Here is a 24,046-nt window from a genome sequence, read left to right on the forward strand (position 1 = left end):
TTGGCGTTAGGTCTGACGAACTGCCAAGTACGGGAACAACAGAGGATTATTGCTCCCATTTTGTCCGACTTTAGCTTCGGGCCATGGGGACTCCACTCGATGCCACGGACCACGAGCTGACCCTTGGCCTGCCCGAAGAGCCCGAGCCCGGAGTCGAGAGCGCCGGCATCGACCACGCCCTGGTCTCGGACATCATCGACAAGGTGGTCGTCGTCATTGACGAGCTGAGCGGCCACCCCCTGCGCCCCTATCAACTTCCGTTCGCACGACGGATCTTGGAGTCTTTGATCATCGAGGACTCCGCCAAGCTCACCGCGCTGTGGAGCCGCCAGTCCGGCAAGAGCGAGACCGTGGCCGACGTCGTCGCCGGCGCGGCCATCATGCTGCCGAGACTGGCCAAAGTTTTCCCCGACCTGCTCGGCAAATTCAAAGAAGGGCTGTGGATCGGCGTATTCGCCCCGACCGACGAAATGTCGGAGACTCTCTTCTCCCGCATCGTCGGCCGCCTGTCCTCCGAGCGCGCCCAGGACATTCTCGCGGACCCCGAGATCGACGAGAAGCTCGTCGCCCGGGGAAAAGTCCTCCACCTCAAGCGCTGCGGCAGCTTGATTCGGAAGCAAACGGCCCACCCGAAAGCGATGATCGAGGGGCAGACCTATCATCTCGTCGTCATTGACGAGGCCCAGGCCGCCGACGACAAAGTTCTGAACAAGTCCATCGGCCCCATGCTGGCGAGCACTGCCGGTCTCATGGTGATGACCGGCACCCCCACATACACGAAGTCGGGGTTCTACGAGCAAATCCAGAAGAACCGCCGGAACGCGAACCGCAAGGGCCGCAAGCAGGATCACTTCCAGGTGGACTGGAAGACCGTCTCGAAGCACGTCCCGAGGTACAAGAAGTTCGTCCAGAGCGAGATGGACCGCCTCGGCGAAGAGTCCGACGAATTCAAGCTGAGCTACCGCCTGATCTGGCTTCTCGACAAGGGAATGCTGGTTACCAGCGACCGGTTCGACGCCCTCGGTGACACCTCCATGCGCGTCGTCCAGGAATGGCACCGCTCCCCGGTCGTCGTGGGCATTGACCCCGCCCGTAAGACGGACTCGACGATCGTCACCGTCTGCTGGGTGAATTGGGATTATCCCGATGAGTACGGGAACTACGAGCACCGGGTTTTGAACTGGCTCGATTTGCAGGGCATGGACTGGGAGACGCAGTACTACCGCATCGTGGAGTTCCTGAACCACTATTCGGTCTTCGCGATAGGCATCGACTCCGGGGGGCTGGGTGATGTCGTCGCGAGCCGGCTGCGGGTGCTCATGCCGTACGCGCAGATCGTGGACCTCAAGTCCGACCGGACCAATCAGACGAAGCGCTGGGCGCACATGATGGACCTCATGTCCAAGTCGCTCGTCGTCTGGCCGGCGCACGCGAAGACCCGGCAGACGAAGAACTGGCGGAATTTTCGCCAGCAGATGGAGGACGCCGAGCTGAACTATCAGGGGCCGCACATCATCGTCGCCGCCCCAGAGGTCGACGCGGCACACGACGACTACGTGGACTCCCTCTCCAACGCCCTCTACTTGACGGCCGACCTCACGATGCCCGAGGTCGAAATGCACAACACCCCCTGGTAGCGAATTATCGGGCCGGAAAACCCCGCCTTTAGCGTCCTGGTGAGACGTCTCAATCACCGGGAGGAACACCATGGCGAACTCCCCTCTCGCCCCGGACCCCGAATTCCAGGAGAGCAGCGACCGCTTCTACGAGACCAAGCACGCGCAGAACACGTCCCGGCGCGGTCCGCTGCGGTTTCAGGAAGGCGTCGCCACCGACACCGACATCCCTTCGGAGTTCGGCACCGGCATCATGCAGGGCTACCGCACGCCGGCCGGCCGCATGAACCACAACGCGAACGTCTTCGAGAAGCCGCCGGAGGAGACGATGCGCGAGCGCGCGCACGTCGGTAGCGCGAGCTGGCCCGAGGCGCCGACGTTCATCTCGGAGATGGCGCAGGGCGCCTCCGAGCCCGAGCAGTCCTACGCCCAGGTCGACCGGGGCGAGGGACGCAAGCAGCGCCGGAACTACGCCCGGGTGGACTGACGTGACCGCTCCCGGCCAGTCGACGCCCTGGGGGAAGATCCCCATCCCCACCGAGGGCAAGGTCCCGGACGTCCCCGTGGACCTCGCGGCAGTGGCTGACCCCATCGACACGCTCCTCAAGAACGTGATCGGTGGGGCGACCGCGCCGTCCGGGCCGCTCAGCCCCACGCTCATCGAGGCGTCGGCCTCCATCGGCAGCCTGAACACCACGCAGTCGAGCCAGCAGGCCGCGATCACCACGATGCAGGGGCAGATCTCGGCTCTCAGCGCCGCGCCCTGGGCCATCGGGACCGCGCGGACGAGCCTGTTCTCCCTCGCCGGCAACGTGAAGACCCCCACCCTGGTCCACAGCTACCAGGTGCCGTCCTTCACCCAGCGCCGCCTCCTGATCGCCTGGGCCAACATCGCGGTCGGCTGGACGGACACGACGACGGCGGCCGTGCGCGCTCGCCTCCAGCTCCGCGCCGACGGTGCCACCACGTACGTAGATCGCAACCAGCACATCCAGACCGGGACGGACCAGTCCCACACGCTCTTCTTCATCGAGACCGTCGAGGCCGGCAAGTCCGTGCGCGTCGGTCTGTCTGTCGACATCTACGGCGCGGCCACCTCCTCGAAGGCCATTCAGACCCAGGAGGTCGACCCGCGCATGTACCTCATTGCCCTGCCCTGGAGCGGCGCCACGGTGCCTTATCTGCCGACCACCTGACAGGGATTTCCCTGCCGACTCAGAAAGGAGGTGATGCCTGATGTCCATCGCTTTCGCATCCCCGTCCATGCGCGCCGCCGCCAGCGACCTGACGATCTCTGTCAGCCCGCTCGGCCTGGTGGAGCTTTTACCTCGCTGACGAGGAATTCGAAGTCCATGGCCCTCGATTACGTCTGACACGCTACTCGAATCACTGGTCCTGGTACCTCGGATATCACTTACCACTGGGCCTACAAGCGAGAGGCCGGCGAGCCCAACGTCACCATCAACTACACGGGCGCGCTCTCTCGGTACATCACCAACTTCACTTTCGGCAGGGGCGTGCACTTCCAGTCCGAGAAGAAGTACGAGCACATCGTGCCCGCGCTCCTGGAACGGGTCTGGACCGTTGACAACGACAAGAAGTCGACTCTTTGGCAAATGGGCGAGAACGGGTCCGTAGCCGGGGATTGCTTCGTCAAGGTCGCTTATGAACCCGCCTGGAGCGACACCGCAGGAAACGCGCACCCTGGGCGGGTACGCATCCTTCCGTTGAATGCGGCCCAATGCTTTCCCGAGTACCACCCGCATGACCGGGATCGCCTACTCCGCTTCAAGATCAAATACAAGTTTTGGGGCACCTCTCTGGAGGGGACTCGGCAGGTCTACACGTACACCGAGATCATCACGGACGAGTACATCGAGGAGTACGTCAATGACGAGTTGCTCGATGCCCGGGAGAACCCCCTCGGCACCATTCCGATTGTGCACATCCGAAACATCGAGATCTCCGGCTCCCCTTGGGGCCTGTCCGACATCGTCGACCTGATCCCGCTGAACCGCGAGTACAACGAGAAGTGCACCGAGATCTCGGACATCGTCAACTACCACGCGGCTCCCGTCACCATCATCACCGGCGCCAAGGCGAGCCACTTGGAAAAGGGCGCCCGGAAAATCTGGGGTGGTTTGCCGAAAGACGCCAACGTTTTCAATTTGGAAAATGGCGTCGACCTCAACGGGCCACTCGCTTACCTGGAGCTGATCAAACGCTCCATGCACGAGCTGACCGGGGTTCCGGAAACGGCGCTCGGGCAGGCGCAGGCAATCTCGAACACCTCTGGTGTCGCGCTGTCCATTCAGTTCTTCCCGCTGATGCAGCGCTACGGCCTCAAGCAGACGAACTACACTCACGGGCTCCGCCGGATCAACGAGTTGGTCCTGCGCACGCTCTTTCTCTACGAGCCGGAATGCCGGGTCTACGATCCCACCACCCAGGGAATCCGGGTCTCCGAGGAACAGCCTCTCGTCATCGACCCGCGCGACCCCGAGGTCTACGACACCACCGTGGACTGGCCGCCGCCTCTCCCGGTCGACGTCCTGGTCAAGTTGAACGAGGTCCAGGCGAAGTTGGCCTTGGGGCTGGAATCCAAGCGCGGCGCTCTGCGCGACCTCGGGGAGACCTTCCCCGGGGAGAAGATGCAGGAGATTTTCGACGAGCAGCTCACCGAGGCAAAGGAAACGGGAGCCCTCGAATATATCAAGGCGCAAATTGCCTCAGCTATCTTGCGCACAACGGGATTGCCGCCGGAAGGCGTGGAAAGCCCACCCCCAGCCCCTGCCGCCTCTTCCGGTTCCGGAAGCGCCGGAGCGACAAACACCGGCCCCCTTCCAGGAGTTCCGGGCGTCGGGCAAGGCAAGGACACCGACTCGGTCCTCAGTGAACTCGTGACGCTGTCGAAGGGCACGAAACTCGCCCAGAGACGGAACCCGGAAAACGACTGAACCGTCCGCCACTCATTTCTATTCGTTCAGGCGGCCCCACCAGCCTGGAGTGAACCACCGTGGCAACAAACCCCGCACCCAACGGTCCGACCGAGACCCCCGCCGGCAACCCGGGCCCCGCGACGGGCACCGCCGTCACCCCCGAGGGAACGGTCACCGTGCAGGACCCTCCCAAGCCCTCCGAGCCGCAGAGCACCAGCCAGGAGTCCCGCTTCACGGCGGCCGACCTGGAGCGTGTGCGCCAGGAGGAGAAGGACAAGCTCTACTCGCGCCTCAGCAAGGTGGACGAGCGCAGCGCGGCTCTTGAGGCCGAGCTGAAGCGGCTCACCGAGGAGCGCCAGGCGCGCGAGGCCGAAGCGGCTGAGCGCGAGAAGGCGGAGGCGGACGCGGCCAAGCAGAAGGCCGAGTCCGAGATGAGCGCGAAGAAGCTCCTGGAGGAGCGCAGCTCCGAGTGGGAGGAGCGCTTCAAGCAGATCGAGCGGGAGCGGGAGCAGGAGCGGGCAGCGCTCGCGAAGGAGTCGGAGTACAACAAGCTCCGCGCCTATATCCAGGAGCGCGCCGGCGCCGAGCGTGAGGCCATCGCTCCGGAACTCGTGGATCTCATCTCTGGGAACACCCCGGAGGAGGTTGACGCGTCCATCGAGATGCTCAAGGACAAGACGTCGCAGATCTTCCAGTCCGTGCAGTCCGCGCAGGAGGCCGCGCGTTCGCAGATGCGCGGTGTGGCCGCTACCGGATACACGGGGAATGGCCCCACGGACGGCGATGCGGGGTCCCGTCAGCTTTCTGCTGACGACATCAAGAGCATGCCTATGGCGGAGTTCGCGAAGTACCGCTCGCAGCTTCTCGGCGCCGCTGCCAACAAGTCCAACAATCGCGGCCTCTTCGGCTGACCGCGTCCACCTGAAAGCTAGTCAGACCGCCTCTCATTCCCATTCATCTCGGCGGGTCCGTCACGGGATGAGAGGTACATCGTGGCAAGCGGAATCACTGGGACTCCGGTTCTGTCCCCCACTCCGACCGCCTACCAGGCGGCGAACTCCAGCATGCTCACTCCGGCAATCCAGCATATCTGGAGCAAAGAAATTCTGTTTCAGGCCATGCCGGTTCTGCGTTTCGAGCAGTTCATGGTCAAGAAGACCGAGCTGGGAACTGCCCCCGGGCTGAGCGTGTCGTTTATGCGCTACCGCTCGCTGGACGGTGCGCAGCAGCTCGTTGAAGGCGTGCGGATGGAAACCCACGCACTGTCGGCCGAGCAGATCACCATCACTGTCGCGGAGCACGGATTCGCCATCGCGGTGACCGAGCTTCTCCTCAATGCGTCGTTCGACGACGTAATGGCGAGCGGGGCTCGTCTTCTGGGGAGGAATCTTGCGACTTACCTGGACTCCATGTGCCGAGACACCCTCCTCGGCGCCCCGTCGGTCCTTTACGGATACGACAAGATGGCGTCCTGGTCGGCCGGTGCGTCGCGTACTCCGCTTTCTCCGTACGACCGGGGAATGTTTGCGGATTCGGAGGCGACGCTCGCTGCGAACGGTGGCTTCCACTTCACTGCGGCCCTGGTCAAGGACGCTGTGGAGACTCTGGCGACGAAGAACGTCCCCCGTCTGGGTGAGACATATGTCGCTTTTGTCCACCCGCATCAAAGCCGCCGGCTTCGCGACGATCCGGAATTCATCGAGGTCACAAAATATGCGGCCCCGGGGAATTTCATGCTCGGCGAAATCGGCCGGCTGAATGACGTCGTATTCATCGAGACGACCCAGGTCTTCCAGGGCAACACGACCCCTCCGGCCACCCCGCAGCTCGGCACGAACATTGCCGAGGGCGACGCCCAGAAGTGGGGCGGGCAGCCCGCCCGCAACGCATCCGGATCGACCCCGGCAATTCCGGCCGTGAATGCACAGCCGTCGAACCCGAGCGCCCCGTCGAACCCCATCTACCGTGCGCTGGTAATCGGCGACAATGCCGCCGGCCACGCCATCTCGCTGCCCGTCGAGCTTCGCGATGGCGGCGTGCTCGATTTCGGCCGCGAACACGCGCTTGCATGGTACAGCGTGTGGGGTCTCGGGCTGATCACGGACTACGCCGTAGTTCAGTGCGCCACGAATTGATCCCCCCGCAGGAAAGGGCGGTGGCAGCACCTACGCCACCGCCCCGAATTCAGCACCCGATTCGCTAGGAGAACACTCATGCCCGCCAACCCGCGCACCAAGCGCAATCCGAAGGATCACACCGGGAACAAGAAGGCCATCCTCGCCGAGCAGCACGCCGAAGACCTGGCGAAGCGCAAGGGCGAGATTGCCATGCACCAGGCAGAGCAGCGGGCCGGACTGGACGAGCCGATCGCCCTCGATGAAAAGGGCCGCACGCTCCAGAACGTGTCCGAGGAAGCTGCCGAGCAGGGCCCGGTCGAAATCCCCCCGGAGACCGTCAATATCCGGATCGCTTGCGACCTGGAAAAGGTGACGATCGGGCAGGGAACTCACTTCGATTTCAAGGAAGGCCAGGTCTATCAGGTGCCGCTGAATGTGGCGCAGCACCTGGACCGCCTCGGTTACGTGTGGCAGTGGCTCTGACGGAAGGGAAGTGGCCCTCTCATGGCGGCCTTGCGCAGCCTGAAGGATTCCGGTTCTTCCCCTCAGAAGGGGAATTGGTACCGACTGCTGTCCGACCACGGCGACGGCGTCGGGATGCTGACGAAGTCCTGGCACTACACCAGCCCCTCGGGTGAGGAGTACCGCGACAACCCCCGGCAGCTCTACGTCCTGGAGGTCGTCGAGCCGGCCACCTACGGCGTCGGGTACAGCCCGGAGGACTCGGTGCTGTGCATGTGGCTGAACGCGCCGTCCCCCGGCCGGATCACAGTGCACCACCTCTCCTTCCCCGTGCCCCAGTTCGTCGAGCTGGTGGCGGAGGGCGAAGAGCCCCCGGAGTACGCGGACCTGATGGCGCAGCAGAGCGGTGACGCCTGATGGCCGACAACGGATTCATCGCCGTGCAGGGAGCCGTCAGCGCCCTTGACCACCTGTCCGGCCGCTCCACCGTGCTGGAGGCGGAGTGGCTGGCCAAGACCCAGGGCGGCGACCCGCTGCCGAGGGCCACGTACCTGATGCTGCTCACCCAGACGGTCACCGACGCCCAGACGGACATGACCACGCTGGTCGGCATCGAGGCCGCCGGCACCGGCTACGCCCGCCAGCCCATCCCGTGGTCGGCAGCCACGAGCGCCACCAGGTCGGCCACGACGAGCGACCTCGTCCAGTTCGGGCCCTTCTCCGACCCCACCGGGCTCGCAGCGCCGGTGACCGGGGCGGCGCTGGTGACGCGCATGACCAGCTCGGCCGGCCAGCCCAGCGGGCTGTGCCTGATGGCGTGGAACCTGGCGACGCCCATCACCACCTCGCAGAACCAGGCGCTCCAACTCGCCCCCGGCAGCCTGACGATGACGCTGGCGGTGAGCTGACCATGGCGGAGCAGGCCAGCATCATCAAGCGCATCCGGGCCGAGATCGGGGACCTCCAGTCACCGTTCCTCGACACGTACCTGGGCGCGGACGAGCTGGCCTCCTACGACCTGTCGGAGACGGGCGTCTCCCAGGTCAGTGCCAAGGTCACCACCTCTGACCCGCCGGCCTCCGTCGACCTGGTCGCCGACGTCGACTACGTCCTGGACACCGGCCAGGGCCGCATCCTCCTCGTCAACCCCGCGTACTCGCCCCTGCACCACGGCCAGACCCTGATCGTGCGCGGGGTGGCTGAGGGGATGTTCACCGACGCGGACCTCGCCACCTACATCGGGGACGCGGTCGAGCAGCACGCCTACGGCCGCAGCAAGGTGACCCGCTACCGCGACGCGCACGGGTTCATCCGCTACGACCACGACCCCATCACCCTGGAGAACCTGCCGGCCATCGAGGAGCCGCTGGTCGCCTACCTCGCGGCCATCAACTGCCTGTGGACGCTCGCGACGGACGCGGCGACCGACATCGACATCTCCACGGCGGAGGGCACCTTCGTCCCGCGCACCCAGCGCTACCGGCAGCTCATGCAGCACATCGGGGACGCCACCTCCGGGCTCCAGGGCCGCTACAACCAGCTCGCGCAGCAGCTCAACGTCGGCCTAGGCAGGATCGAGATGTTCACCGCCCGCCGGGTCAGCCGCACCACGAACCGGCTCGTGCCGGTCTTCGCCGAGCGGGAGTACGACGACTCCTCGCGGCCCCAGCGGCTGCTCCCGCCGATCGACGGCGAGGAGTACGCGGACGAGTCGAACGTGCCGTCCCCCACCTACCCGGGCCTGTGGGGGTGAGTGGAGGTGCGCGGACGACTCGACTGGAAGCGCGGCCGGTGGAACATCAACGCCGAGACCACACTCATCCACCGGGGACTGCGCGGGTGGCAGCGCTCCACCGGCGACTCCTTCACCTACTTCCGCTGGCAGTACGGCGAGTCGGAGATGCACCCCGTCTACGACGAGGGGACCGGGGCCGGCCGGCAGTTCTACGGACGCTGGCAGCTCCCTGCGCTGCATGTGAATCACGCGGAGTCGGCTAACTCCGAGCCCCGTGACAGTGGCCTGTACATGGCCGACTCGCTGCATGTGACCTGCGAGTTCGACCAGCTCGCGAAGATCGGGCTGACCGACGTCAACATCCGGCACGGCGCCTATCAGCGTGACCGGATCGCGTACGACAACATCCTCTTCGCGGTCCAGCACGTCGACATCCGGGGCCAGATCCGGCGCCGGGACATCATCGTCACGATCGACGCCCAGCAGATCCGCGACGACGAGCTGGTCAACGACCCCTCCTTCGCGGCCTATCTGCGCGACTTCAGCCGCAACCCCGATCCGGTGCAGCCGCCCGATGCTGCGCACTCTTCCCAGGAGGGCGGCGTCGATGACCCCTACGCCTGACGCGGGTACCTACGCGCTGCCGGCCGGCGTTCCCTCGGTCCGCGTGACGGGCCGGTTCGTCGCAGCGGATGGCACACCCCTGACGGGGACGGTGACGTTCGCGCCGCCCATGGTCTTGACGCTGCCGGACGCCGACACCATCGCTCTCACCCCGGCCGTCGTCGAGATCACGAAAGAGGACCAGGGCTGTTTCGCGGTGACCCTGATCGCGACCGACGCCCCTGGAATGTCCCCGAGCGGCTGGACGTACCGGGTCACCGAGAAGCTCAAGGGCGCCCAGATCAGGCAGTACCACATCATGCTCGCCGAACGGCCCGGCGGCACCTCCGTCGACCTGGCCGACCTGGCGCCCGCATCGCCGTACTCCGGCCGCTACATCCCCGTGGTGGGGCCCACCGGCGCCACCGGCGCCCAGGGCCAGGCCGGCGAGGTGCAGCGCGTCGAGCTGGAGGCCCTCGAAGAGCGGGTGGCCCCGCGAGCGGTGACGTGGTCCCAAGGGAGCGCGAGCACGCTGTGGACCATCGACCACGACTTCCCCTACGCCCCCGCCGTGCGGACCTTCGACACCAGCGGCCGGGAGATCGGGGGCCTGGTCGCCAACCCCTCACCCACCACTGTGACCGTGCAATTCGCCTTCGCGGAGACCGGATCGGCGATTCTGAGCTAGCTAGGAGTGCCCGATGGCAGTAACTGATTTCCGCGACCCCCTGAGGCTCAACAAGCTCCCGGTGCGCGGCCTGGTCCCGGAGACCTCGTCCTCCGCTCCGGCTTCCCCGGCAGAGGGCCAGCTCTGGACCGACTCCGTCAACCACGTCCTGAAGTTCTGGAACCTGACCACGTGGAAGAACCCCCTGGACCGGGCGGACCACACAGGCACCCAGAGCGCGAGCACCATCAGCGACCTCGCGGCGACGGTCAAGAACTACCGCCTCGACGAGTTCGCGGCCCCCACCGCCGTGGTGTCGCTGAACGGGCAGCGAGCCGTGAACGGCGCGGACCCGACGGCGGGCAGCGACCTGGCCACCAAGGCGTACGTCGACAACGCCAGGGCCGGGATCGCGGGCGTCAAGGACCCCGTGCGGGCCGTGGCCACGACGAACGTCAACCTCGCCGCACTGCCCGCCAGCGTCGGTGGCGTCACGCTCGCCTCCGGTGACTCCTTCCTCGCCACGGCGCAGACCACCGGCACGCAGAACGGCATCTACAGCTACTCGGCCTCGGGCGGAGCGGCCACCCGCCGCCAGGACGCCGACGCCACCGGGGAAGTCCTCGACGGCACGATGGTGGCAGTGGCCGAGGGCACCGACGCCGGCTCCCAGTACATCCAGACCGCCGTCGCCTCCGGTGCGCCCGGCGCCTGGACCCAGACCTGGACGAAGTTCTCCACGGGCGGGCAGACGTACACGGCCGACGGTCAGGGCATCGAGCTGTCGGGGACCACCTTCTCCCTGGAGCTGGCCGACGCCACCCTCGCGAAGTCTGCGGCCGGCCTGACTATCGGGCTCGTCTCCGTGGCCAAGGGCGGCACCGGCGCGACCACAGCGGCCGGGGCCCGCACGGCACTGGGAACGGTCGGCAAGTACGCGGCGAACGTGCCCGCTGTCACCGCCGGCACCCCGCTGAACATCACCCATGGCCTGAACACCCTGGACATCAAGGAACCGACCTTGCGGGAGATCAGCACGGGCGAGCTGGTCGGCGGGAAGTTCATCGTGGTCGACGCCAACACCGTCTCTCTCACCCTTGCCGCGAGCTACGCCGCCAACACCTTCAGCGTGACGGTGATCGGCTGATGGCCGGCCGCCAGCTCGCCGCCCAGACCGTGCCGGCCACCGGCGGGAACGTGGTCACCACGGACAAGATCGCCGCTGCGAACGGTGTGGCCGCTCTGGACGCCACCGGCAAGGTTCCTCAGGCCCAACTCCCCACCCCCAAGATCACCGTCGGTGTCACCGCTCCTGCGTCGCCCGCCGTCGGGGACGTGTGGATCGACACGAACTGAGGCGCTCCTGTGGCCACTCGCTTCTGGCTGACCAGCTCCGCCGCGCCCTACACGCCCGCGACCAAACGCGGCACCTGGACGGACGGGACGTCAACCGTCACCGGCCTGCTCGGGCGCCAGCCCGCCGGCGCCTCGACGACCACGGCGAAGGCCGAGACCTCGGCCACCACGACGAACGTCCTGCTCGGCCGGTGGATCAGTGCTCCCGCCCGCGCGGCCGGCACGCTCTCGGGCACCGTCTCCTGGGTGCTGGGGCGTCTGGCCTCGGCGACGGCCGCCGCCATGGTCGTACGCATCCACGCCTTCGTGACGGTCGGCGACAGCGACACCGTGCGCGGCACCCTCCTGACGAACTACACCGGCGCCACCACCTGGCCCGCGACAGCGGCCGGAGGAACGGTGACCAACCAGGCCGTCACCTCCGTCGCGGTGCAGGCCGGGGACCGCCTCGTCATCGAGGTCGGCTACCAGGCGCAGAACGCCAGCGCCACCTCCTACACCGGCACCCTCTACTACGGCGCCACCGGCACCACCGACCTGGCCAACGGAGCGACGACCGTCACCACGGACCCCGGCTGGGTGGAACTCTCCACGGGAGACGGGCTGTTCAACGCCCCCACCGCCGAGATCGTCGACAAGTTCAGCACGGGCATCGGCAGCCGCTTCGTGTACTGGGGCGGCACCTTCTGGAACCCGACCTGGAAGCGCGCCGCCGTCCCCGCCAACGACCAGTACCCCGGGCTCATGGCCACCGACGTCGGCTACGAGATCGCGAACTCGACCCACTCCTTCGAGGTCGTGAACCTTCCCACCGGCGGTACCGGCACCAACTTCTCCGCGATCGTGCTCGGCCCGGCCGACGACGGCACCTTCGCCCGGACGAAATACACCCTGGCCACCGGCAACCTGACGTTCGAGAACTGCGTCGGCTACTTCGACGCGACACCGACCACCCTGGCTTTCGACCCGGTCGCCCACCGTTGGTGGAGGTTCCGCGAAACCGCCGGGACCTTTTACTGGGAGACCAGTCCCAACGCCTCGACCTGGACCGTCCGCCGGAGTATGGCCACTCCGCAGTGGCTGAAGTTCGGCACGTTGCGCACCAATTTCGAGGCGTATGCCGACACGGGCAGTACCACGACTCCGGCCGAGGTCGACAACGTGAACTCGGTTCTCACCACTATCCCCAAGGTGTGGACAGGCAGCGCCTGGACGCAGAAGCCGGTCAAGGTGTGGTCCGGGACAGCCTGGGTCACGAAGCCGGTGAAAACGTGGTCCGGGACAGCCTGGTTCTGAATTATTCCTGCGTATAAATCACGTGCCACGCTCAAATCCTGGACTGCCGCCCGCATTTCCCCAGGAGGAGATCTCATGGCGCGCTACGTGATGGTCAGCATCTACGAGTACGACAAGTACATCAAGGACGGTCCTTTCGAACTCGACGACCCGTCGCAGGAGATCGTCCTGGAGGGGCAGAAGATCATGCTGGAGGCCGACGCGCTCGCCGCCGGCTACCACTACGCAGAAGGCGGCGCCTTCGCCACCCCGGAGGACGGCGAGGACAAGCCGGACCACGGCCACCAGGGGCGCGGCCACCAAGAGCACCAGCAGCGCGGCCACGGCAAGCACGGAAAGCAGTAGCCGCCATGACCGTGGGACAGATCGTCGGAGTGGCACTGGTCATTCTCCTCGTGATCGTCATCCTGAAGATCACCGGCATCTTCTGACCTGCACGAGCAGTGCCCGAAATTAACCGGTCTCAAATAGCCGGAAGCATTCTGGTGGGGCGATCCACATGCGCCCATACCGGAGAGTTCCGTGCCCTTTCTTCTGAACGAAGACAAGGCCCTGAAGGCAAAGTTCCAGGGCCTGGTTGTGCATGACTCGACCTCCGGTATGGGCCGCAAAGTCACCGTCCGGTATAAGAACCCCGAGTACGAACTGGCCGACGCCACGTACCCGATGGCTCTGATATCGCACACCCGGATCTCGCGCGATCCCGAAAGGGAAAGCAGAGGTGTAGTCAATCTGCACTACGCCCCCGAAGGCTACGAGCCCTGGGCCGATATGACGGACCCGGCCCAGTCGCCGTACATGTCCCAGATGCCAATTCCGCTGAACGTGGACTACCAGATCGACGTCTACGCCCGGAAGGAATTGCACATCATCGAGCTGACCGGCTCCATGATGCAGTTCGACGTCCTTCCCCAGCGGTTCGGCTACCTCCCCGTCGGCGAGGACGGCACCGTACGGCGTCTCGACCTGCTCGGCGGCCCCGACTACACGGAATCCAGGGACGAGGTCGGAAAGCGGCTCTTCTGCGCGACCTGGGCCATCCGCGTCTCCAGCGAAATCTTCCCCGAGGAGATCCGCGACCTCACGCCCGTCCAGCGCGTCCTCATCGACTTCCTCGACAAGCAGGCATGGGACGAGGGCACCGTCCAGCCCCTGGCCCCCACGTACGAGGTCACCAAGACCCCGCTGTCGATCACCCCCACGACCCTGCCGGCCGCGACCGTCGAACAGCCCTACCGCTCGGTGCTGAACAGCACCGGAGGCCACGGCGAGGTGCGCTGGTCGCTCCCCGAGGGCTCCCGCCTCCCCGCCGGCCTGGCCCTGTCCCACACCGGCGCCGTCTTCGGCACGCCCACGGCACCCACGAGTTCGCCGGCCGCGTTCCAGGTCTGCGCCCGCGACTCCGACCTCGTGCCCCAGGTCGCCTCGGCCGCCCTGACGCTCACCGTCTCGCCCGCACCCCCTGGGAGCTGATGCCCCGATGACGACCCCCACGACATTCGCCTACAAGCGCCCGGGTGTGTACATCACCGAGTCGCTCAACCCGCTTCCGCAGCCCATATCCCCGCCCGGACTCGCCGTCGCCACCTTCGTCGGCACCCACGACGCCGGCCCCTCGAACCCGGTGAAGGTCACGTCGTGGGAGCAGTTCGTCAGCCTCTACGGCGGCTTCGGCAACGGCCTCAACTACCTCCCATTCCAGGTGTACTCGTACTTCGCGAACGGCGGGCAGCAGGCATGGATTCTGCGGGCCACGCCCACGGACTCCGCCGCCGCGCGCCTGATCGTGAAGAACCGCCCCCTGGCTCCGGCGGAGAACATCGTCGACACCCCTGATGGCACCGCGCCCAGCGGCACGGGCACCAAGCCGTCCAGCAAGGTCACCAACGTGACCCTGTCCGCCCCCGTCGCCCCGATCACGGCCAACCCCGAACAGGGCGCGTTCCAGATCGAGTGGGACCCCATCACCCCCGCCTCCTCGGTCGACGCCTACCAGGTCGTGATCACCCGCCCCGACGAGGGTTCCTTCGCCAAGGAGATCTGGGTCGCCCAGCCCGACACCGGCAAGCCGACGGCCGCGTTCACCGACCTCGCGCCGGACACCACCTACTCCGTCCAGATCACGCCGTTCAAGGGCGCGACGGCCGGCGACCCCATGACCAGCGCGGCCACCTTCAACACGGCCGCCGGCTACACCTCGGTCGACGCCCTCCAGTTCACCGCACGCGGCCGGGGCGCCTACGGCAACAAGGTCTTCGTCACCACGACGCCGTCCTGGACCAGCGGGCGCTTCCACGTCTTCGTGAAGTACGGCTCCACCGCCCAGTCCTCCCTCGTGGAGACCTGGCAGGACGTCTCCCTCCACCCGGGCGACCCCCGCTACGTGGTGGGCCTGATCAACTCCAGCACCGGCGGTTCCACGTACATCACCGTCCAGAACATGCTCCCCCCGACCTCCTCGACGCCCGGCACGAGCCCGACGCCGGACACGAGCTGGCAGCCGGAGTACGTCGCGGACGCCCCGCTGGAGAACGGTGCCGACGGCGTCCTGGCCGTGAACCTCGCCGAGCAGCTCGCCAACCAGTTCGGCAGCATCAGCGACGTCCTCCTGCTCAACTTGTGCGGGAACACCGGCATGACGGACCACATCCCGCCGCAGTCTCAGGTCAACTCCGTGCTGTCCTGGGTCGAGCAGCGCGGTGCCGCCTTCCTCGTGCTCGACGCGCCGCGCCAGCCCGCCCCGATCGACTCCGGGACCGCCGCGAACAAGTACGCGGAGACCATCGGAGGTTACGCCCCCCAGTCCTCGTACGCCGCGTTCTACGGCCCGTGGGTCCAGGTGGCCGACCCCGCCGGAGCCTCGCTCTCCTCGACGCGGCTGCTCCCTCCCGGCGGAGCGGTGATGGGCCAGTTCGCGCAGGCGGACGCGGCCGTGGGCCCCAACCGTTCCCCGGCCGGCACCGCCTACGGCCTGGTGGGCGCGGTGGGAGTCGAGCAGAACTTCACGCTCGACCAGCTCGACGCGCTCAACCAGATCGGCGGCAACGTGATCCGCCCGGTTCCGCAGTCCGGGTTCTGCATCATGGGCGCGCGCACGCTCCGGCAGGGCATGCCGGACCGGTACATCTCCGTGCGCCGGATGCTCACCTACCTGGAGAACCTGCTGGAGAACGCGACCCGCTTCGCGATCTTCGAGCCCAACGGGCCGGAACTGTGGCAGACGCTCAACGCGCTCGTCACCCAGCAGCTCCTCACTCTGACGCAGGCCGACCAGCTCCAGTCGAGCATTCCCGACCAGGCGTTCTTCGTGATCTGCGACGAGACCAACAACACCGCGCAGACCATCGCCAACGGCGAAATCCACATCTCTGTCGGTGTCGCGCTCGCGAGCCCGGCCGAATTCATCGTCATCGAGATCTCCCAGTACCAGGGCGGCCTCTCCAACGCCACGTCGTCTGTCGAATCCAGCGTCTGACCGACACACCACAGCCGTACCGCCTCTCATTCCCACTCATTTTCGGCGGCCTACTGACCGGGAATGAGAGGTGACCCGTGGGAGCCACGACCACCACACAGAAGCCGAGCCTCGCGCAACTCCAGACTGACCCCCTGAGGAATTTCAAGTTTCAGGTGATGATTCACCTGGCGAATTCCACGCTGGACTCCAGCAAGCGCACGAACCAGCTCGGTTTCATGTCCGTGAGCGGCCTGTCGATCACTACCGATGTGGTGGTCTACAGGCAGGGCGGCATGAACACGACAACGCAGAAAATGCCTGGTCAGAGCGACTTCGCACCCATCACGCTCTCGCGCGGACTCATCTGTGGCGACTCCGACATCTACGCCTGGCTCAAGCAGCTCTTCATGGTCATGCAGGGCACCGGCGGAAATGACGGTTCCTACAATTTCCGCGCCACGATGGACATCTTCCTCCTCGACCACCCGGTGACCACGTCGAGCGTCACCTATAAGGCGGGATGGCGCGTCTACAACTGCTGGCCCACCAGTATTGCCTTTGGCGATCTCGACAGCGGGGCAAACGGGGTCGAACTCCAGCAGATCACGCTCGCGCACGAAGGCTGGGATTTCAAGATCGCCAGTAAGTACGGGCCCGGCAGCGGTATTTCCCTGCCGTAATCCCGACCCCATTCAAAGGACGAAACGATCATGACTGAACCCGTGGTGCTCCCCGACTTCAACAGTTTCGGCGACCAGGCCATCAAGGGCTTGGACAATCCCGAGGAAGCCACTGCCGCCACCCAGGCGCTCCTCAAGGAAGACCGCAACTCCGGCGAACCCGAAATCCACGGCCCCGGGGAGAACTTCCTCACCCTGGAACGCGGGATCTGCCGGGAAGGCGTCTGGTACCGCGAGGCCGAAGTCAAGGAACTGACCGGCGCCGACGAAGAGGCCCTGGCCGCCGCCGGAACCAACGCCTTCCGGGTCTTCGAAACCCTGCTGCTGCGCGGCGTCCGCACGGTCGGCAACGAAGTCATGGACCGCAAGCTCGCCGGTGAACTCCTCATCGGCGACCGCGAGTACCTCGTCATGGCCATCCGCCGCGCGACGTTCGGAGACGACCTCGAATTCGAGGAACTCCCCTGCCCGCGCTGCGAAGAACTCGTCGACCTCACCGTGCCGCTCGGCGCCATCCCCTTCACCCACCTCGACGACCCCGAGCAGACCGAGTTCGAAGTCCCGCTGCGCACCGGGGACACGGCGATCGTGCGCCTGCCCACCGGCGAGGACCAGGCCGCCGTCATGGCCATCAAGAGCGACAACGTCGCGAAGAAGGACAGCGAGATCCTCAGCCGCTGCGTCCTGCGCATCCGGCACGCGGACGGGTCGGAGACCAGGCGCCCGCCGGCGACCAGCCTCGGAATGGCCTCACGCAAGACCGTCCTGCAATTCCTCACCGACACCCAGCCGGGCCCCCGCTACAACGACTTCTCCTTCACGCACGAAACGTGCGGAAAGGAGGTCGAGCTGCCGATCAACCTGGCCGTCCTGTTTCGCGGAATGTGACTACCCCCGGGCATTCCACGAGATCGAACTCCTCGCACAGGTCCACCCGTTCTGGGCTCTGTCGGAACTGAAGCACATGTCCATTCGCGAGCGGCGCCACTGGATTCGCCGAGCCGCCTGGGACGTAGAAAGGAGGGCGTAGATGGCCACACCGCCCCCGCCGTCAAATCCGCCCCCCAACCCTGGCGGCGGCCAGCTTTTCGGCAGTAACAATCTGGGCCACCAACTCGACGCCCTGACACGGGCCTTCACAGCGTTCACGAACCGCTTCGCCAGCTCTGCCGGCCTGGGAACCATGGGCATGAGCGCGTTTGGCCCCATGGGCGGCCAGAACCGTCAGGGCCAGCAACTCGGCCGGCTGCAACAGCAGTACGTTCAGGCCCAGGCGTCGCACAACGTTGCCCGACAGCGGATGCAAGACGACCTGGAGCGCCAGCAGCTCCAGTGGGACCGCCAGCTCCGCGCAGGCACTCGCACGATGAACAACATGGCGCTGCCGGCCTGGCAGCGCCAGGAGGCCCAGGACCGCCTCGACGAGCACGCCATCAACTTCGCCAACAACCAGCGCAACACCCGCAGCACCATGGCGCTGCGCGACAACCAGTTCACCGGCGCCATGACGCAGATGAACGCCGACATGGACCGGCTGCGCCGTCAGTCCTCGCAGCAGACCACGATGAACCGCATCGCGTTCGCCGGCCAGGTCACCGGCTCCGTGGTCGGAGCGGCGAAGTCCTACTACAGCGGCGGCTTCGAAGAGCAGCTCGGCCAATTCGAGCGGCGCATGTCGCTGCAACGCCCCTACTTCGACGGCAGCACCTCCGGCCAGCGCGCCCGCAGCTTCGGCAACGAGATGAAGCGCTACGGGTCGATCCTGTGGGGCACCTCGGTCGAGGACACGATGGGCGGCCAGACCGACATCCTCAACCAGAACCCGTACAACCAGTACGCGGTGCAGTCGCGGCGCGCGAGCGGGGCCGCGTACATCACGCCCGGTCTCGGCATTCAGGGCGCCGCCCAGATGCAGCAGGAACTCGGCACCGGGCAGGCGTTTTACGCGAGCCAGATGTTCGGCCTGTCCCCGACACGATTCGCCGGCGGGGCGCAGAACTCCTCGGGCGCCATGGCGCTGTCACTCGCGCAAAGGGTCAACGGCGGCGACTTCAAGAACCTGAGCAGTTCGGCCCTGCACGCGCAGCTCGCCCAGGGCGGGTCCCTGTCCATGTCGCTCGCCAACTGGGGTAAGGCAGCGGGGGTTTCGGGCCAGTCGCTGGAAGCGATGCGGAATCAGACGGAACTCCTTCGCGACCTGATGAACCCCGAGAAGGAGGGCCTGAAGGGGCTGTCGGAGAAGCGGTCCCTCAAGCTCATCGAGAATGCCGGCCGCCACGACGACGAGGGCGAAAGCGCGCGCAAGGAGATTCAGAAGTACTCCGACAGCGTCGGCAAGTCCTACCAGGATTCACAGCGCTTTCTCCAGGGCGTCAGCCGTGAGGGCCACCTGCCGGCCTCCGCGTCGTACCTGGACGCGGCGCGCGCCAGCGCCGACACCCTCGCGGACATCAAGACGCTGCTCCAGAAGACGCTCGAACCGTTCGCCGACGCGATAGGCAAGGTGGCCGGCGGTGCCAAGGGCGGCGGCTTCTGGGGCAGCCTGGGCGCGGGCTTCAAGAACGGCTGGAACTCCGGACCGAACATCCTCTTCGGCGACTCGGGGGAGGGCACCGACCAGTCGTCCTGGGCGAAGTCGGCCTGGAAGGGGATAACCGGCCTCTTCGGCGGCGACTCGGGCACACCGGAATCGAAGCAGGGCGGCTCGGGCGCCAAGAAGAGCGACGGGGCCGGCTCCGCCAGCGGAGGCATCGCCAGCGCGATCAACTTCGCGCGGGCGCAGGTCGGTGACCGCTACATTCTGGGCGCCACCGGCCCCGACGCCTGGGACTGCTCCAGCCTCATGCAGGCCGCGTACAAGAAGGCCGGGGTCTCCCTGCCGCGTGTCACCTACGACCAGATCAAAAAGGGCGTCGAGGTCCCTATCGACAAGGTCAAGCCCGGTGACCTGGTCTTCTACAAGGACTTGAGCCACGTCGGCATGTACGCCGGCGGCGGCAAGGTCATCGAGGCCGCCAACCCCGGCAAGGGGGTGGTCGAGGGCCCGATGTACTCCAAGTTCAAGCGGGCCAAGCGGATCATGGCCGGCGGCATGGAGGCCACGGCCAGCCTCTCCGGGAAGGAAGAGGACCCCACCTCCAGCCAGTCTGGCGGCGGTGCCAGCGCCACGGGCGCCTACGGGTCCGTCGAGGAGGTCGACGCCCTGGCCGCCGCCCTCTCCGGCGGCGGGGGAGGCAGTGCCCAGGCCGTTAGCCGCACCCCGAGCGCCTCGCAGAACGAGGAAGCCGACAGCGGCGACAGCGACGCGGGCAAGGACGCACCGCACAACGTCCAGAAGAACGTGGCGCTGGGCAAAAAGATGGCCGCTGCCTACGGCTGGACCGGCAGCAACTGGACCTCGCTCTACAAGCTGTGGATGGGTGAATCCGGCTGGCGGCACTGGGCGGACAACCCGAACTCCGATGCCTACGGCATTCCTCAAGCAATGTCGAATATCCACAAAGAGACCGCGACCTCCGCCTGGCGCAACTCCCCTGAAAAACAAATCGCTTGGGGCCTGAAGTACATCAAGGGCCGCTACGGAACCCCGTCCAGGGCCTGGTCCTTCTGGAATTCCAAGTCGCCGCACTGGTACGCGGACGGCGCGTGGGAGGTGCCCGGCGGACCCGGCGAGGGCCTGGACGCGAAGCTCCACGGCGGCGAGATGGTCCTGGACCGCAACAGTGCGCACACCGTGCGCCAGGCCCTGCTCAACCAGGGCCTGAACCCGAGCCCCGGGCAGGGCTCCGGCACCGGCGGCACCGGGTCGGTGACCCTCTCGTTCGGTGCGGGGTCGGTGGTCGTGCAGATGCCGTCTGCGACTGCCGAGGGCGCCAAGTCGGCCGCGTCGTCGTTCGTCACCTCCGTGGCCGCAGACGACCGGATCAAGTCCCTGATGGGGGGCTGGTGATGGCGGACAAGAAGAACGACGGCCCGGTCACGCGGCCCGCCAAGGGGATCTACGACAACAGCTTCGACCCCCGCATCCAAAGCATCCCTTCCTACCTCCCCGGGGAGAAGGGCAGCAGCTTCGGGCTCATGCGCGGGTACATGGTGTCCGCGTTCCCGAAGGACAGCAAGGCCAAGGAAAATCGTTTCTACATGCTGAATTTCCTGTACAACCCGTCGCAGGTCAGCGTGAACCACAGCACCGACGCGGCGAATCAGGTCATGCCGCCGTACACCCGCTCGGACCTGGACGACGGAGTCCCGCTGGTCGCAGCCGGCGGCACCCTTTCCTTCGCCCTGCTTTTCGACCGTACCTACGAGATGTCGGACCCCTCGAAATTCGACACCGTCGAGGGCACCTACGGCGTCATGGCCGATATCCACGTCCTTTACAACCTGGTCGGCATCAACACGACGCAGGAGGCACAGTCCACGGACAGCGACGACAAATCCACCTCGGGGAACGTTCTCGGCATCATGCAGATGAGCCCCCTGTGGTGTCGCTTCGGACAGGCCCGGACTTCCTTCAAGGACAAGCTGCCGTCGCTATCCCGCATGGAGTACTTCGGGTACATCAACAACGTCGGAATTACCTACACACATTTCTCGCAGCGTATGACGCCGGTACGGTGCGCCGTCGATATCAGCATGACGCTCATGTCGTCCTACGGGTGGGTGTGAGGAGAAGCAGTGGCCATATCCCGGACCTCGCGATACCAGCGCAATGCGACAGCCCTCGTCCCCGACCGCCACGGCCAGCTCCAGCTCGCGGTCATGCAGCGGGCGCCCGTCGACCAGTCGCTGCGGGTCTCCGACTACCGGTGGCGGGCAAACGAACGGGTCGACGCAGTGGCCGCCCAGTACTACGGCTCGGAGTCGAGCTGGTGGATGTACGCGGAGGCCAACCCGCAAGTGCTGGACTGGACGCAGCCGCCGGCCGGGCTTCAGATCATGGTGCCCCGTGGCGTGGCGTAACACCTACCGGCCCCACCTGACGGCCGCGCGGCCGGACCTAGAGCGCGGCGCGTGGGTATCGCGCTTCGCGCTGTACCAGGCCGAGCAGGCGCACCAGGTCGCCGAGCTGACCGTCATGCACACCTACAACCCCGCGATGCCGTCGCAGCAGTGGCGCACCCCGGCCGGGTCGGTGTGGGCCGAGAACACACCGGTCCACTTGAAGTTCGGGTGGTGGGCGGACGACAGCATGGACTGGTACGGCTACGTGGCCTCGTCCCGCGTGCTCGCTTCGGAGACCGACCCTCGCTACGGGCACGCGGTGCAGATCCCCGTGGTGTACACGCTCACCGGCACCAGCATGCTGATGCAGACGCGCCGCAACCGGACCTGGCGCGACACGAGCGCGAGCGCCATTGCCCGGACAGTGGCCGGCGAGTACAACCTCCAGCCGCGCGTCGATCCCTCCGGCGTCGTCCTTGCGCAGCAGATGCAGAGTCTCTCCGACTGGCAGTTCCTCAGCGATGTCTCAGATCAGGTCGGCTACCGCGTCTACGTGGACGGCACGGTGCTGTGGTTCGTCGACCGCGAGACGGTCATGCCGGCCGCCGACGGCAGCGTGCCCACCTTCCGGATGACGAAGACTCCCGGTGCCATCGACTCCATCCGGGAGTTCTCCGCCGTCCTGGGCGACACCGATCCGGCAGGCGGGGTCCGTGCCCGTTACCAGGCAGTGGCCTACAACCGCACCTCGTCCGTCCTGACTCCGGCCACCTACTCCCAGACCCGGACCACACTGCACGGCCAGCAGGTGGCCGCCGTCCTGGACCGGCAGTACGGCGATCGGCCGGCCGCCTCCTACAACCAGGCGGGACGTCTGCTGGCCGCCGAGTCGGACTGGCTGTGGGTCGAGGCCCGCGCCGTCACCAACGGTGATCCCCGGCTGCGGCCAGGCTCCCTCGTCGACCTCCAGGGCACGGCGATCGGGGAGAACAACCTGGGTCTGTGGATGGTGCGTTCCGCTGTCCACAAGGTCGATGTGAACCTGCTGTACCCGCAGAAGACGGAGTACACGACAACCCTCGTGCTCGGCCGGAACGACGCCAGAAAGCTGGACCTGAAGGTGCAGCAGCCGCCGGTGAACACGGCCCCCACCGTGCTCGTCAACGGCCGCTGGCGGGCCGCGTACACCGGAGGTCTGTCATGACTCCCCTGTTCGGCACCTACAGCGGCATCGTGGTCTCCGCCCAGGACCCGCAGAACCGGGGCCGGGCCCGGCTGCGTATCCCACAGATCATGGGCACAGCCGTCAGCGGCTGGGCCGAGCCGGTCGCACTGGGCGCCACGCTCCCCGGAGACCAGGTCTACGTCAGCTTCGACGGCGGCGACCGGAACTTCCCTGTCTTCTGGCCCAAGGTCCGCACAGGAGTGCAGGGGTGGATTCCGCTGTCCCTGGAGAGCGGCTGGTCGGAGGCCACGATGGGGCCGCCGATGGCCCGACTTGGGGCAGACGGAGTGATCGAGCTGGCCGGGTCGGTACAGCCGGCGACCGTCTCCCTGGGCGTGACGACGAAGTTCTCGACCATGCCGCAGGGCCTGGTCCCCCTCCATCGCGTCTTGCAGCCAGTCGGCACCTACTACCGCTCCTCCTTCACCGCGAAGACGGTCATGGGCGAGTACCGCGTCACCTCCACCACATCTTCGACGTCGTTCGTCACCGACGCCAACGGTCCGACCGTGGGCTTCGTCGCCCCGGGCAGTGGCCAGGTGGTGATCAACTTCGGGATGTTCTGCCAGAACGACACTGCCGACGGGCGGGGCCTGATGGGCGTCCAGGTCAAGGATGGCTCCACGGTCGTCACCGGCCCCGACGACAACCGCTCGGCCGAACTCCAGTCTCCGAACAACGGCACGGTGGCCATGGCATTCACGGTGACCGGCCTGACCCCCGGGCACACGTACACGGCTGTCGCGATGTACCGCACCGACAACGCGGCGAACACAGCGAGCATGGACAACAAATGGATTCAGGTGACGCCAGTGGGGCCGTTCAGCGCGCCTATCGCCCGGGTCACCATCGAGCCGAACGGCGACCTCAAAATGCTCTATCCCGACGGGCAGAGCAGTCCGTACGAGGCGTCCCTGGCCGGAGTCCGCGTCCGAGCCGCGTGAGAGGA

General features: G+C 66.5%; 25 protein-coding genes. All 25 read left to right on the forward strand.

Annotated elements, in window-relative coordinates:
- Positions 1-83 precede the first annotated feature (83 nt).
- The 25 genes from ACFVXC_RS05725 to ACFVXC_RS05845 all read left to right on the forward strand — a co-directional run bounded on the left by ACFVXC_RS05725 (position 84) and on the right by ACFVXC_RS05845 (position 24,041).
- The gene (locus tag ACFVXC_RS05725; RefSeq protein ID WP_389901811.1) at positions 84-1,637 is read left to right on the forward strand and encodes a terminase large subunit domain-containing protein; all 1,554 of its coding nucleotides are present in this window, start codon (positions 84-86) and stop codon (positions 1,635-1,637) included.
- 70 nt (positions 1,638-1,707) lie between these two features.
- Positions 1,708-2,103 carry a hypothetical protein gene (locus ACFVXC_RS05730; protein ID WP_389901814.1) on the forward strand — a complete coding sequence of 132 codons (396 nt, stop codon included), beginning with the start codon at positions 1,708-1,710 and terminating at the stop codon, positions 2,101-2,103.
- Position 2,104: 1 nt separating this feature from the next.
- Positions 2,105-2,812 carry a hypothetical protein gene (locus tag ACFVXC_RS05735; RefSeq protein WP_389901816.1) on the forward strand — a complete coding sequence of 236 codons (708 nt, stop codon included), beginning with the start codon at positions 2,105-2,107 and terminating at the stop codon, positions 2,810-2,812.
- 264 nt (positions 2,813-3,076) lie between these two features.
- Complete coding sequence (locus ACFVXC_RS05740) at positions 3,077-4,573, forward strand: phage portal protein (protein ID WP_389902982.1); 1,497 nt, start codon at positions 3,077-3,079, stop codon at positions 4,571-4,573.
- A 59-nt stretch (positions 4,574-4,632) separates the two neighbouring features.
- Positions 4,633-5,466 carry a hypothetical protein gene (locus ACFVXC_RS05745; RefSeq protein ID WP_389901817.1) on the forward strand — a complete coding sequence of 278 codons (834 nt, stop codon included), beginning with the start codon at positions 4,633-4,635 and terminating at the stop codon, positions 5,464-5,466.
- Between the two features lie 81 nt (positions 5,467-5,547).
- A complete protein-coding gene (locus ACFVXC_RS05750) occupies positions 5,548-6,690 on the forward strand; it encodes a N4-gp56 family major capsid protein (RefSeq protein WP_389901818.1) in 1,143 nt (380 codons plus the stop codon).
- Positions 6,691-6,768: 78 nt separating this feature from the next.
- Positions 6,769-7,155 carry a hypothetical protein gene (locus ACFVXC_RS05755; protein WP_389901819.1) on the forward strand — a complete coding sequence of 129 codons (387 nt, stop codon included), beginning with the start codon at positions 6,769-6,771 and terminating at the stop codon, positions 7,153-7,155.
- 30 nt (positions 7,156-7,185) lie between these two features.
- Positions 7,186-7,551 (forward strand): hypothetical protein, encoded by a 366-nt coding sequence (locus tag ACFVXC_RS05760; RefSeq protein ID WP_389901822.1) that lies wholly within the window; start codon positions 7,186-7,188, stop codon positions 7,549-7,551.
- The gene (locus ACFVXC_RS05765; RefSeq protein ID WP_389901824.1) at positions 7,551-8,042 is read left to right on the forward strand and encodes a hypothetical protein; all 492 of its coding nucleotides are present in this window, start codon (positions 7,551-7,553) and stop codon (positions 8,040-8,042) included. Before ACFVXC_RS05760 ends, ACFVXC_RS05765 begins: the two co-directional genes overlap by 1 nt.
- Positions 8,043-8,044: 2 nt before the next feature.
- A complete protein-coding gene (locus tag ACFVXC_RS05770; protein ID WP_389901826.1) occupies positions 8,045-8,887 on the forward strand; it encodes a hypothetical protein in 843 nt (280 codons plus the stop codon).
- A 6-nt stretch (positions 8,888-8,893) separates the two neighbouring features.
- Complete coding sequence (locus ACFVXC_RS05775; protein WP_389901827.1) at positions 8,894-9,493, forward strand: hypothetical protein; 600 nt, start codon at positions 8,894-8,896, stop codon at positions 9,491-9,493.
- Positions 9,477-10,160: a hypothetical protein gene (locus ACFVXC_RS05780; protein ID WP_389901830.1), complete on the forward strand. Its 684-nt coding sequence runs from the start codon at positions 9,477-9,479 to the stop codon at positions 10,158-10,160. Before ACFVXC_RS05775 ends, ACFVXC_RS05780 begins: the two co-directional genes overlap by 17 nt.
- 13 nt (positions 10,161-10,173) lie before the next feature.
- Positions 10,174-11,286, forward strand: a complete 1,113-nt coding sequence (locus ACFVXC_RS05785) for a hypothetical protein (RefSeq protein WP_389901832.1) — start codon at positions 10,174-10,176, stop codon at positions 11,284-11,286.
- Positions 11,286-11,495, forward strand: a complete 210-nt coding sequence (locus ACFVXC_RS05790) for a hypothetical protein (protein ID WP_389901834.1) — start codon at positions 11,286-11,288, stop codon at positions 11,493-11,495. The genes ACFVXC_RS05785 and ACFVXC_RS05790 overlap by 1 nt, the downstream gene beginning before the upstream one ends.
- A gap of 9 nt (positions 11,496-11,504) precedes the next feature.
- A complete protein-coding gene (locus tag ACFVXC_RS05795) occupies positions 11,505-12,791 on the forward strand; it encodes a hypothetical protein (RefSeq protein ID WP_389901836.1) in 1,287 nt (428 codons plus the stop codon).
- Between the two features lie 75 nt (positions 12,792-12,866).
- Positions 12,867-13,136, forward strand: coding sequence for a hypothetical protein (locus ACFVXC_RS05800; RefSeq protein ID WP_389901838.1), 270 nt, complete (start codon positions 12,867-12,869; stop codon positions 13,134-13,136).
- A 177-nt stretch (positions 13,137-13,313) separates the two neighbouring features.
- Positions 13,314-14,264 carry an Ig domain-containing protein gene (locus tag ACFVXC_RS05805; RefSeq protein WP_389901839.1) on the forward strand — a complete coding sequence of 317 codons (951 nt, stop codon included), beginning with the start codon at positions 13,314-13,316 and terminating at the stop codon, positions 14,262-14,264.
- A 7-nt stretch (positions 14,265-14,271) separates the two neighbouring features.
- The gene (locus ACFVXC_RS05810; protein ID WP_389901841.1) at positions 14,272-16,266 is read left to right on the forward strand and encodes a hypothetical protein; all 1,995 of its coding nucleotides are present in this window, start codon (positions 14,272-14,274) and stop codon (positions 16,264-16,266) included.
- A 77-nt stretch (positions 16,267-16,343) separates the two neighbouring features.
- Entirely contained in the window at positions 16,344-16,928 is a 585-nt protein-coding gene (locus ACFVXC_RS05815; protein WP_389901842.1) for a phage tail protein, read from the forward strand.
- Positions 16,929-16,958: 30 nt separating this feature from the next.
- The gene (locus ACFVXC_RS05820; RefSeq protein WP_389901844.1) at positions 16,959-17,816 is read left to right on the forward strand and encodes a hypothetical protein; all 858 of its coding nucleotides are present in this window, start codon (positions 16,959-16,961) and stop codon (positions 17,814-17,816) included.
- Between the two features lie 301 nt (positions 17,817-18,117).
- On the forward strand, positions 18,118-20,877 hold the full coding sequence (locus tag ACFVXC_RS05825; protein WP_389901846.1) for a C40 family peptidase: 2,760 nt from the start codon (positions 18,118-18,120) through the stop codon (positions 20,875-20,877).
- Complete coding sequence (locus ACFVXC_RS05830; RefSeq protein WP_389901847.1) at positions 20,877-21,596, forward strand: hypothetical protein; 720 nt, start codon at positions 20,877-20,879, stop codon at positions 21,594-21,596. The genes ACFVXC_RS05825 and ACFVXC_RS05830 overlap by 1 nt, the downstream gene beginning before the upstream one ends.
- Before the next feature lie 9 nt (positions 21,597-21,605).
- Positions 21,606-21,890: a hypothetical protein gene (locus ACFVXC_RS05835; protein ID WP_389901848.1), complete on the forward strand. Its 285-nt coding sequence runs from the start codon at positions 21,606-21,608 to the stop codon at positions 21,888-21,890.
- Positions 21,877-23,076: a phage late control D family protein gene (locus tag ACFVXC_RS05840; protein WP_389901850.1), complete on the forward strand. Its 1,200-nt coding sequence runs from the start codon at positions 21,877-21,879 to the stop codon at positions 23,074-23,076. The genes ACFVXC_RS05835 and ACFVXC_RS05840 overlap by 14 nt, the downstream gene beginning before the upstream one ends.
- Positions 23,073-24,041: a phage baseplate assembly protein V gene (locus ACFVXC_RS05845; protein WP_389901852.1), complete on the forward strand. Its 969-nt coding sequence runs from the start codon at positions 23,073-23,075 to the stop codon at positions 24,039-24,041. Before ACFVXC_RS05840 ends, ACFVXC_RS05845 begins: the two co-directional genes overlap by 4 nt.
- The last annotated feature ends 5 nt before the right edge of the window (positions 24,042-24,046 follow it).

Origin of the sequence: Streptomyces sp. NPDC058257, assembly GCF_042881845.1 — a bacterium.
In the GTDB taxonomy this organism is placed as follows: domain Bacteria; phylum Actinomycetota; class Actinomycetes; order Streptomycetales; family Streptomycetaceae; genus Streptomyces.

What these genes read in the sequence shown, in the direction of transcription:
- ACFVXC_RS05725 (WP_389901811.1), top strand. Translation starts at nt 84, where the DNA reads ATGGGGACTCCACTCGATGCCACGGACCACGAGCTGACCCTTGGCCTG.
- ACFVXC_RS05800 (WP_389901838.1), top strand. Translation starts at nt 12,867, where the DNA reads ATGGCGCGCTACGTGATGGTCAGCATCTACGAGTACGACAAGTACATC.
- ACFVXC_RS05820 (WP_389901844.1), top strand. Translation starts at nt 16,959, where the DNA reads ATGACTGAACCCGTGGTGCTCCCCGACTTCAACAGTTTCGGCGACCAG.
- ACFVXC_RS05825 (WP_389901846.1), top strand. Translation starts at nt 18,118, where the DNA reads ATGAGCGCGTTTGGCCCCATGGGCGGCCAGAACCGTCAGGGCCAGCAA.
- ACFVXC_RS05730 (WP_389901814.1), top strand. Translation starts at nt 1,708, where the DNA reads ATGGCGAACTCCCCTCTCGCCCCGGACCCCGAATTCCAGGAGAGCAGC.
- ACFVXC_RS05845 (WP_389901852.1), top strand. Translation starts at nt 23,073, where the DNA reads ATGACTCCCCTGTTCGGCACCTACAGCGGCATCGTGGTCTCCGCCCAG.
- ACFVXC_RS05770 (WP_389901826.1), top strand. Translation starts at nt 8,045, where the DNA reads ATGGCGGAGCAGGCCAGCATCATCAAGCGCATCCGGGCCGAGATCGGG.
- ACFVXC_RS05765 (WP_389901824.1), top strand. Translation starts at nt 7,551, where the DNA reads ATGGCCGACAACGGATTCATCGCCGTGCAGGGAGCCGTCAGCGCCCTT.
- ACFVXC_RS05785 (WP_389901832.1), top strand. Translation starts at nt 10,174, where the DNA reads ATGGCAGTAACTGATTTCCGCGACCCCCTGAGGCTCAACAAGCTCCCG.
- ACFVXC_RS05810 (WP_389901841.1), top strand. Translation starts at nt 14,272, where the DNA reads ATGACGACCCCCACGACATTCGCCTACAAGCGCCCGGGTGTGTACATC.
- ACFVXC_RS05790 (WP_389901834.1), top strand. Translation starts at nt 11,286, where the DNA reads ATGGCCGGCCGCCAGCTCGCCGCCCAGACCGTGCCGGCCACCGGCGGG.
- ACFVXC_RS05755 (WP_389901819.1), top strand. Translation starts at nt 6,769, where the DNA reads ATGCCCGCCAACCCGCGCACCAAGCGCAATCCGAAGGATCACACCGGG.
- ACFVXC_RS05830 (WP_389901847.1), top strand. Translation starts at nt 20,877, where the DNA reads ATGGCGGACAAGAAGAACGACGGCCCGGTCACGCGGCCCGCCAAGGGG.
- ACFVXC_RS05780 (WP_389901830.1), top strand. Translation starts at nt 9,477, where the DNA reads ATGACCCCTACGCCTGACGCGGGTACCTACGCGCTGCCGGCCGGCGTT.